The organism is Phyllobacterium sp. P5_D12 (genome assembly GCF_054049495.1).
This window is the reverse complement of sequence record NZ_JBFUMG010000130.1, coordinates 1-10250: the sequence shown is the minus strand read 5'-3', so window position 1 is coordinate 10250 and position 10250 is coordinate 1. Positions and strand designations below refer to the sequence as shown.

At 55.9% G+C, this 10250-nt stretch carries 9 protein-coding genes; 6 read left to right on the top strand and 3 right to left on the bottom strand.

Going from position 1 to position 10250, the window contains the following annotated elements; translation table 11 throughout:
• On the top strand, nucleotides 1-266 hold a 266-nt coding region (locus ACXJ5O_RS11100; protein ID WP_457299947.1), incomplete at its 5' end, for an HAD-IA family hydrolase.
• A 21-nt stretch (nucleotides 267-287) separates the two neighbouring features.
• Here ACXJ5O_RS11100 and ACXJ5O_RS11095 read toward each other — a convergent pair.
• Complete coding sequence (locus tag ACXJ5O_RS11095) at nucleotides 288-1421, bottom strand: site-specific DNA-methyltransferase (RefSeq protein ID WP_224505430.1); 1134 nt, start codon at nucleotides 1419-1421, stop codon at nucleotides 288-290.
• Nucleotides 1422-1615: 194 nt separating this feature from the next.
• Between ACXJ5O_RS11095 and ACXJ5O_RS11090 the strand changes: the two genes are divergently transcribed.
• Nucleotides 1616-2302, top strand: a complete 687-nt coding sequence (locus tag ACXJ5O_RS11090) for an HAD family hydrolase (protein ID WP_457299946.1) — start codon at nucleotides 1616-1618, stop codon at nucleotides 2300-2302.
• 41 nt (nucleotides 2303-2343) lie between these two features.
• On the opposite strand, the gene ACXJ5O_RS11085 is transcribed toward ACXJ5O_RS11090, so the two are convergent.
• Nucleotides 2344-2961, bottom strand: a complete 618-nt coding sequence (locus ACXJ5O_RS11085) for a hypothetical protein (protein WP_457299945.1) — start codon at nucleotides 2959-2961, stop codon at nucleotides 2344-2346.
• A 145-nt stretch (nucleotides 2962-3106) separates the two neighbouring features.
• On the opposite strand from ACXJ5O_RS11085, the gene thrC reads away from it, so the two are divergent.
• The 4 genes from thrC to ACXJ5O_RS11065 are packed head-to-tail and all read left to right on the top strand — an operon-like array spanning nucleotide 3107 to nucleotide 9326.
• Nucleotides 3107-4513 (top strand): threonine synthase, encoded by a 1407-nt coding sequence (thrC, locus tag ACXJ5O_RS11080; RefSeq protein WP_457299944.1) that lies wholly within the window; start codon nucleotides 3107-3109, stop codon nucleotides 4511-4513.
• Nucleotides 4514-5809, top strand: coding sequence for a M16 family metallopeptidase (locus ACXJ5O_RS11075; RefSeq protein WP_457299943.1), 1296 nt, complete (start codon nucleotides 4514-4516; stop codon nucleotides 5807-5809). It abuts the gene before it with no gap.
• Nucleotides 5810-5824: 15 nt separating this feature from the next.
• On the top strand, nucleotides 5825-6406 hold the full coding sequence (locus ACXJ5O_RS11070) for a GNAT family N-acetyltransferase (RefSeq protein WP_457299942.1): 582 nt from the start codon (nucleotides 5825-5827) through the stop codon (nucleotides 6404-6406).
• Nucleotides 6407-6446: 40 nt separating this feature from the next.
• Nucleotides 6447-9326, top strand: coding sequence for an EAL domain-containing protein (locus ACXJ5O_RS11065; protein WP_457299948.1), 2880 nt, complete (start codon nucleotides 6447-6449; stop codon nucleotides 9324-9326).
• A gap of 3 nt (nucleotides 9327-9329) precedes the next feature.
• Here ACXJ5O_RS11065 and ACXJ5O_RS11060 read toward each other — a convergent pair whose 3' ends face one another.
• Nucleotides 9330-9932, bottom strand: coding sequence for a YqgE/AlgH family protein (locus ACXJ5O_RS11060; RefSeq protein WP_114432193.1), 603 nt, complete (start codon nucleotides 9930-9932; stop codon nucleotides 9330-9332).
• Between the last annotated feature and the right edge of the window lie 318 nt (nucleotides 9933-10250).

Sequence of the window (10250 nt, the reverse complement as noted above, 5' to 3'; positions counted from 1 at the left end):
CCCTACGCGAGGCCTGGGAGCGATACCCGTTCCTGACCGAAAGTCGCGGCGTTACGATTTCTGGCGATGTCGGCCTGATCAAGCCGGATAAGGCGATCTACGATCACCATGTCGCAACCTTTGACCTTGACCCTTCGTCGACACTCTTCATCGATGACAGCGCCAAGAATGTTGCCGGTGCCAAGGCCGCAGGTTGGCAGTCGGTGCAATTCATCGATCCTGAAACGCTCAAGGCCGATCTGAAGAATCTGGGCATCAACGTCTGAGTATCAGCCGGAAACGCCGACCTACCCGCCTGCGGAAACCATGCCCGATCGCACCTGCTTGCGCAGTTCGTCGATCGGCTTGAGCACGCCTTCGTCTTCGAAGTGCCAGAATGTCCAGCCGTTGCAGGCATCGAGCCCCTGCGCTTTCGCGCCCATGCGATGGATCGATCCTGCATCACCGCCCGTCGTCACAGTACCATCAGCACGTACGATGGCAGCATGGCGCTTGCGAATATCGCTCAGAACCGCACCCGGCTTCAACATGCCGGATTCAATGATGCTGCCGAATGCGACACGCGGTTCCGCGCGTTTACTGGTCATGACGGTGAGGTCGGCGCCGGCTAATGGATCCACCGCAGCGATGCGAGCCGTCGCAGCATCGATATATTTCTGTTCCCGTTCGATGCCGACAAAATGCCGTCCGAGCCGTTTGGCGACGGCACCGGTGGTTCCCGATCCAAAGAACGGATCGAGAATGACATCCCCCGGCTTCGATGAAGCCATGAGAATCCGGGCCAGCAGGGCCTCCGGTTTCTGGGTTGGGTGTATCTTGTCGCCATTCTCATCTTTAAGACGCTCCGAGCCGGTGCAAATCGGGAAAAGCCAATCCGAGCGCATCTGAAGATCGTCGTTGGCGGCCTTCATGGCTTCATAATTGAACGTGTAGCCCTTTGATTTCTGATCGCGTGACGCCCATATCATGGTCTCGTGGGCGTTCTGGAACCGGCGGCCGCGAAAATTCGGCATCGGGTTATTCTTGCGCCAGATGATGTCGTTGAGCATCCAGAATCCGAGATCCTGCATTGTCGCACCGACACGGAAAATGTTGTGATAGGAGCCGATGACCCAGATCGTGCCATTCGGCTTCAGTACGCGCCGGCATGCGAGAAGCCAGGCACGCGTGAAAGCGTCGTATGCCTGGAAGCTTTCGAACTGGTCCCAATGATCGTTGACCGCATCCACCTTCGACTGATCCGGGCGATGCAGATCCCCCTCAAGCTGAAGGTTGTATGGCGGGTCGGCAAAGATGATATCGATCGAATGATCGGGCAAACGGTTGAGAGCGGCGACGCAGTCGCCTTTGAGAATGGTGTCGATCCAGGAGGTTTGCGGCGCTGCCTGGGGCAGATCATTCACGAGACGTACTACGGACATTTGATACTCGATTACTGKAGACGCTTTACATAACGGTATGGTTACCGCACACGGTAAATATCGCGTTAAGCGCGAACGAAATCGGTGCTTGTCTTTGACCCGATGGCCATAAACGTGTAGTCGATGCCCGACATCCCCCAAAACGGACGGAGCCGCTGCTGTTGCGGCGCTATTTTTACGAACAGGTATGACGAATGGAACCTCAGCTTATTATTTTTGATTGCGATGGCGTGCTCGTCGATTCAGAAATTCTTGCCGCCGAAGTCGAATCCCAGCTGCTGACACAATCCGGCTACCCCATTGAACCGGAAGATATCGCCGAACGTTTTGCCGGGCTGACCTGGACGGATATTCTGCTTCAGGTGGAAAAGGAATCCGGCATTCCGATATCAGCCTCGCTGATCGAAGAATCGGCGCGGCGGATGGACCATAAGCTGCGCAATGAACTCAACGTCATCGAGGGTGCCGAACAGGTCATCGCAGCTTTGAAATATCCGAAATGCGTCGCCTCCAATTCGATCAGCTCTTCACTGAAGATGATGCTCGAACAAAGCACGCTCTATGATCTTTTCGCGCCCCATATCTTCTCGGCGCGCGAAGTCGGTACACAGAAGGCAAAGCCGGATCCAAACGTGTTTTTGTTCGCAGCAAAGCAATTCAACGTCGATCCGGCGCGCTGTATCGTTATCGAAGATTCGAGCCATGGCGTTCACGCTGCACAGACTGCGGGCATGCGGGTAATTGGTTTTACGGGCGGCGCTCACACATATCCGGGACATGCCGACAAGCTGACCGATGCAGGTGCGGAAACGGTGATCAGCCGTCATCGCGATCTGCCGGCAGTTATCGACGCAATGACGGTGTGGTCCGAAGCAGTCTGACAGGGGTCAGGATCTAGAGGAGGCTGGCATCACGCCAGCCTTCACTGTGTTTTCGGCTTTGACTTTGAAGCCGCGCTCGCGGGTCCTTCATCGAAACCAATGAAGACCTGAATGTTCTGCGCCGTTGGCTTTGGGAAACTCACATTGGGATCGTTGAAAACGAACTGTGTGGCAGCATTGCCATCCGAAGCGGAAATCGCCTGCTTGTGCAGTGTCGAGTAAAGTACATTTGTTCCCTGAATGACGGCGACGCGGATAGGCACTGTAATTGTGCCGGGTGTGAATTTCGGACCAGGTACGACCTTGCCGGCAACAGCCACCTTCATGGTCATGGTACCATCACTTGACTGGCACGACCGCGTTTCGTTCGAGATCGAAGCTTGGTAGATCAGGTTTTCAGGCGTCTTGTCGGCTGATTTTCCATAGTTTGTCAGGACCGAGGTCCCTTCGCGGATCGTCACGGTGGGACAGAACGCCGTCAATTCGGAAGCGGTTATGCGTTTTTGCGCTTCTGCGGTGGCCAGCGCTTTCTCACTATTCGGGTCGTCCTTGTTGCTGCCGCTGGTAGAGCATCCTGCAAGACCCAAAGCAAAGATCATTGCACAAACCGGGGCGCAAAGTTGATAGAAGGGCAGAGATTTTTGTGCTTCTGACTTCATGAACAGAACTTTCCTTGAAGAACGAACCTTGACGAACGAGCGTGTTCTATACCAACGGTAAGKAAATAATGCGACGGGGCATTGCAGCCTTTTTTTGACAAGGGCAGCGACAGCACTATTGGGCAAAACACATGAGGCGACCGAGATGAAATATGTGAGTACCCGGGGAGAAGCGCCGGTTTTGGACTTTTCCGATGCGCTTTTGTCCGGTCTTGCCCGTGATGGCGGGCTCTATCTTCCGGAGCAATTTCCACAGTTTTCCGCAAGCGAAATCCGCTCGCTGCGTGGCAAAACCTATGCGGAAATCGCCATCCAGGTTCTGACGCCCTTTATCGCCGGCGACATAGACCAGGCTGATTTCGAGAAAATGGTGCATGAGGCCTACGGTACGTTCCGCCACGACGCGGTCTGCCCATTGGTGCAGACCCGGCATAACGAGTTTGTTCTCGAGCTTTTCCATGGTCCAACCCTCGCCTTCAAGGATGTGGCGATGCAGCTGTTGGCGCGACTGATGGATTATATCCTGACCAAGCGTAACGAGCGCGCCACCATTGTCGGTGCAACTTCCGGCGATACAGGCGGCGCAGCCATTGAGGCATTTGCCAATCGGGATCGCACAGACATCTTCATCCTCTTTCCGCACAACCGCGTTTCGCCCGTACAGCAGCGGCAGATGACGACATCGGCCGCATCGAATGTCCACGCGCTGGCCGTCGAAGGGAATTTCGATGATTGCCAGTCCCTGGTCAAAGGTATGTTCAACGATTTGGCCTTCMGCGATTCCCTTTCTCTATCGGGGGTCAATTCGATCAACTGGGCGCGGATCATGCCGCAGATCGTCTATTATTTCACGGCTGCGGTTTCGCTTGGAAGCCCGGAGCGCCCGGTATCCTTCACCGTTCCGACTGGCAATTTCGGCGATATTTTTGCAGGCTACGTTGCGAAGCGCATGGGCCTTCCGATTGACCAGCTTATCATTGCGACCAACGATAACGATATTTTGACCCGCACCATCGAAACGGGAATTTATGAAACCCGGGGCGTACTCCACACGACATCGCCTTCCATGGACATACAGGTTTCTTCCAATTTCGAACGCCTGCTTTTTGAAGCACACGGCAGGGACGCCGGCGCAGTGCGCCGATTGATGGGCGGGTTGAAACAATCGGGCAGCTTCGCGATTTCCGACACTGTGCTTGCCGCAATCCGCGCTGAATTCGCGGCGGGGCGCTCTACCCGAGCGGAAACGGCCGAGGCAATCGCAAATGTGCTGAAACAGTCCGGCTATCTTCTTGATCCACATTCGGCCATCGGACTGAAAGTTGCGCGGGAGAAGGCCGGGCGGGAAACGCCAAGCGTTGTACTTGCGACTGCTCATCCGGCGAAATTTCCCGATGCCGTCGAGGCGGCAAGCGGCATTCATCCTGACCTTCCGCTCTGGCTGGGCGACCTCATGCAACGAAAAGAACAGTACACGGTACTTCCCAACGACCTTAAAAGTGTGGAAGAGTATGTGAGCCGACATTCAAGAGCGGCGGGTAAGGAGCATTGAATGGGCGTTGAAATCAGTCGCCTCTCCAACGGTTTGACGATTGCGACAGAGACAATGCCGCATGTGGAGAGTGTAGCGCTTGGCATCTGGGTCAAGGCAGGGTCGAGGAACGAGGGCAACCATCAGCACGGTATTGCTCATCTTCTTGAACACATGGCTTTCAAGGGAACTGAAAATCGTTCCGCCTGGAAAATTGCAGCCGACATTGAAGACGTGGGCGGCGAGATCAATGCGGCCACCAGTGTTGAAACAACGTCTTACTATGCGCGCGTCTTGCGAGACGACATGCCACTGGCAATCGACATCCTCACCGATATCATGACTGGTTCGAAGTTCGACGCTGACGAGCTCGAGCGCGAAAAAAATGTTGTCATGCAGGAAATCGGGGCAGCGCACGACACGCCTGACGACGTTGTCTTTGACCGCTTCACGGAAGCAGCGTTTCAAGACCAGACAATCGGCCGGACAATTCTTGGAACGCCGGAAACCGTACAATCCTTTTCTTCGGCCGACCTACGGCGCTACATGGACGAACAATACAGCGCCGAGCGCATGGTTGTCGTCGCCGCTGGCGGTGTGAAGCACGATGAATTCGTACGCGAAGTCGAGAAGCGTCTCGGTTCCTTCCGTGCCAAATCAACAGCACCGGAACCCGATCTGTCGCATTATGTTGGCGGCGATTTCCGTGAGCAACGCGACTTGATGGACGCACAGGTCGTCATCGGCTTCGAGGGACGTGCCTACCACGTTCGCGATTTCTATGCTTCGCAATTGCTCGCCATGATCCTTGGCGGTGGGATGTCTTCCCGTCTTTTCCAGGAAGTGCGTGAGAAACGCGGACTGTGTTATTCGGTCTACGCGTTCCACTGGGGTTTTTCCGATACCGGCATTTTTGGAATTCACGCCGCAACCGGGCGCAACCATCTTAAGAAGCTCGTTCCAGTCATCATCAATGAGCTGCATGAAGCTGCTCGGAACATCAGTCAGGAAGAGTTGAACCGTGCACGTGCGCAATATCGTGCCAGTCTCCTGATGTCACACGAAAGTGCCGCGAGCAGGGCCGGACAGATTGCACGGCAGATGCTGCTTTACGGGCACGCGGTCTCGACCGAAGAACTGGTCGAGCGTTTATCGAAGATCACCACAGAGCGCCTGACGGATCTCGCGGGCCGCCTCTTCCTCGATACGACGCCAACGATTGCCGCCGTCGGTCCGGTTGGTTCGCTGATGAAATTCGCCGATGTCCGTCAGGGGCTTACTTCTGCAACAGCAAGTCCCCGAAAAATCGCGGTCTGACGGCAAGGCGAGGCAATGATCGCCCTGCCCTTCCTGAAAAGCGCCGCGCCGCCCCTGCAGGGCGAGCGCCTCTATTTGCGTCCGCCGCAACTTTCCGACTACCGCGCGTGGTCCACGCTTCGCGCGCAGAGCCGCGAGTTCCTCTCGCCGTGGGAACCCCTCTGGGCGGCCGACGATCTGGAGCGCGGAGCTTTTCGCCACAGAATTCGACACTATGACGAAGAGGCGGCAGCTGGAACAGCACATCCCTTCTTTCTATTTCGAAACARGGATTCGCGTTTGCTTGGAGGCATTACGCTCGGCAATATCCGCCGCGGCGTTGGTCAGAATGGCATGATCGGTTACTGGATCGGCGAGCCGTTTGCCGGACAGGGTTTCATGCATGAAGCACTGGGCCTGCTTATTCCCTATGCTTTTACCAAGGTGAGGTTGCACCGGCTGGAAGCGGCCTGTATTCCAAGCAACGAAAGATCGATCCGCCTTCTCGAAAAAGCCGGATTTCAGAGGGAAGGACTGCTACGCTCATACTTAAAGATAAATGGTATGTGGCAAGATCATCTGCTCTTCTCGATGATTGAAGGCGATGTACGGCGCTAGGGAAATAAAGGTTGTATCAGTGGCATTATTGACGGGACGAATGCTGAAAGGCTTATCGCGGGTTTTTGCGCTCGTCATTTTGTTGATATCGATGCAGTCGGCCGCGAACGCGTTCGAGACAATCAAGATCACCAAGGAAAGCACAGCGCTTGATCTGTCAAAAGCCGTCGAAGTGTACCGGAACCAAGGCGAGACTTTCCAGATTTCCACTGCACCGGGTACCGACGGTATCGTTCGCCGCATCGAGGTGCAGGCAAACGACAAACGTTCTACCGGCGACTGGGCAGCCTTTTCCCTTGCCAACCCGACGGACGAGCAGATCGACCGGCTGATCGTCGCGCCACACTTCCGCCTCGTCGGTTCAGGTTTCATCTGGCCGGATCTCGGCTCGACCCGCATCGCATCCATTACGCCGAGCGAGGGATTCGCACTGGACCGGCAAGCCAGCGAGGATGCCGATATTTTCCTGATTACGCTCAATCCCGGAGCCGTCATCACGCTTGTTGCCGAACTAGCATCACCCAACCTGCCTCAGGTCTACGTTTGGGAGCCAAATGCTTACAAGGACACGGTCAATTCCTATACGCTCTACCGCGGCATTCTTCTCGGAATCGCGGGCTTGCTGGCCCTGTTCTTGACCATTCTGTTTGTCGTCAAGGGAACGTCGCTTTTTCCTGCAACAGCTGCGCTCGCATGGGCGGTGCTGGCTTATATCTGCGTCGATTTCGGCTTCTGGAACAAGCTGATAGAGATAACGCCAGGCAATGAACAGATGTGGCGAGCGGGCACCGAGGTGGCGCTTGCGGCGACGCTGGTGATCTTCCTCTTCACCTACCTCAATCTCAACCGATGGCATGACAATTTCAGCTATGGCGCGCTGACATGGATTCTCGGCCTCGGCATCGTCTCCGGCGTCGCCATATTCGACCCGCCGATCGCGGCCGGTATCGCCCGCTTCTCCTTCGCACTGACCATCATTTCGGGCATCGTCCTGATCGGCTTCTTCTCCTTCCGAAGTTATGATCGCGCGATCATGCTGATACCGACATGGATCCTCCTGCTCGTCTGGTTGATGGGCAGCTGGCTCACCGTATCGGGAATTCTGGCCAATGATATCATTCAGCCGGCGCTTGCCGGCGGCCTCGTTCTCATCGTTCTCCTCATCGGCTTCACCGTCATGCAGCACGCATTTTCGGGCGGTGCGCTGCAACAGGGCCTGTTCTCCGATGTGGAGCGGCAAGCGCTCGCCATTATCGGTTCCGGCGATATTGTCTGGGATTGGGATGTCCCGCGTGATCGCGTCGTTACCACGCCGGACCTCACCAATTTCCTTGGAGCCTCGGCAAGTTCTTTGCACGGCGCCGTGCGAAACTGGTTGCCGAGCCTGCATGCGGACGACCGCGATCGCTTCCGGACGACGTTAGATGTTATTCTCGAGAACAGGCGCGGCCGCATTTCGCAAACATTCCGCCTGCGCGCCAATGACGGCCACTATTACTGGTACTCGCTGAAGGCTCGCCCTGTTATCGGTTCCGATGGTGAAATTGTCCGGTGTGTAGGCACGCTTATTGATGTCACCGAGCAGAAAAAGGCGGAAGAACGCCTGCTCCATGATGCTGTGCATGATAATCTGACAGGCCTGCCGAACCGCGAACTCTTCCTCGATCGCCTGGGCTCCGTCATCACCATGGCGCAGACCGAGAGCAGAATCCGCCCGACCGTGTTCATCATCGACATTGACCGGTTCAAACAGGTGAATGACGGGCTTGGCATGTCGGCGGGCGATACATTCCTGCTGACCATTTCGCGTCGTTTGCACCGTCTCTTGCGGCCGCAGGATACACTCAGTCGTCTCGCCGCGGACCAGTTTGGCCTCATTCTCGTCTCCGAGAGCGAGCCCGCCAAAATCGCCGCCTTCGCCGAAGCGGTGAAACAAGCTATCCGGGCGCCGATTGCATTTTCCAAACGCGAGATCGTGCTGACTGCATCGCTTGGCCTGATTACCTGGACGAGCGGCAGCGCCGCCTCGCCTGAAGACCTGGTCAAGGATGCCGAGCTAGCCATGTTCCAGGCCAAGCGGTTCGGCGGCGATCGCATCGAGCCGTTCCGCCCGGCCTTCCGTGCAGTGGGCAGTGACCGGCTTCAGCTGGAATCCGATCTGCGCCGCGCGCTCGAACGACGCGAAATCCACATGGCCTATCAGCCAATCATGCGTCTGGAAGACAACAGCATTGCCGGGTTTGAGGCCCTGATGCGCTGGGATCACCCGCGCCGTGGCTCCATTCCGCCGTCGGAGTTCATTCCGATTGCCGAAAGCTCCGGCCTTATCGTGCAGCTCGGTCTCTTCGCCATGCAGAAGGCGGCGGAAGACCTCGTCAACTGGCAGCGCAATCTTGGCGCTTCGCCTCTTTTTGTTTCGGTCAATATCTCCAGCAGCCAGCTGATCCGGCAGGATCTGATCGATGACGTACGGTCGGTGCTCCTGCAAACCCAGATCGAGCCGGCGAGCCTGAAACTCGAACTTACGGAATCCCTGATGATGGAGAATCCGGAGCGCTCCAACTACGTACTCTCCAGTATCAAGGCGATGGGTGTCGGTGTATCGCTCGATGATTTCGGCACGGGGTATTCTTCGCTGTCCTATCTGACCTCCTTCCCGTTCGACATGATCAAAATCGACCGGTCCTTCCTGAAGGCCGATCAACCGCAGAAGGTGACACTGCTTCGTTCCATGATCAGCATGGCGCATGATCTTGGATTGTCGGTTGTGACAGAAGGCATCGAGAACGAGAGCGACGCGCTGCAACTCCGCCAGATGGGCTGCGAGTATGCGCAGAGTTTCATGTTCAGCCCGCCGCTTACACTGGACGTCGCGACGAAGCTATTGCGTGAGCAGTTCCAGCAATCGAAAGCGTCGTAAAAATCAGGCGTGGCCGGCGACAGTGGCCAGCCGTGACGGATCAACGCCCATATAGGCGAGAATCCGATCGTACTTGCTGTCGATATCCGTATCGAAAAGCAACTCCTGCGACGCCTTGCAGGTGAGCCAGCCATTGTTGGCAATCTCGGTCTCAAGTTGACCCGAAGCCCAACCGGAATAACCCAGCGTCATCAAGGCTTTGCGCGGTCCGCGGCCACCAGAGATTGCACGCAGTATATCCACAGTTCCCGTCAGGCAAATTTCTTCTGCGACCGGCATGGTTGAATCGGTGAGATAATCATCGGAATGCAGGACAAAGCCTCGCCGCATTTCGACCGGCCCCCCATTGCGCACTAGAAAATCGCGCGTCCGTTCAGGCATCATGATTGCCTGTTGCTCATCGAGAACACCAAGTTGAACAAGGATATCCGAAAACTCCATGTCCTGGACACGGTTGATGATCAGGCCCATAGCGCCCTTTTCAGAGTGCGCACAAACATAGATGACCGAACGCGCAAACCGGCTGTCGTCCATTCCCGGCATGGCGAGAAGGAACTGTCCATTCAAAAATCCGGTCTCTTTGTTGGCGTCTCTGAAAATCTCCATGAGAATAAAGGTACCAAGGATTCTGTAAATGACAACGGCTTTGGGTAACGAATTGTAAATGATACTTAAATCCGTCAGCCGCGCACGCATCGCGGGATTACTTCTCACACAGAAATGATGCGCAAAATCAGTCACATCCTTGATAGTGCCCAAAAGGCCTGTAAAGGTCCAAAAATGAAAATAAAACTGCTCTTTTTTGCGGCCATGATTGCGTTTACCGCTCCGGCGCATGCAAATTCCGAATGGACGAAGACACCCGGCGGCAATGTCAGGCTCGTCATCGACAATCCCGTCCAGCCATCACCCGAGGTCCGCGGG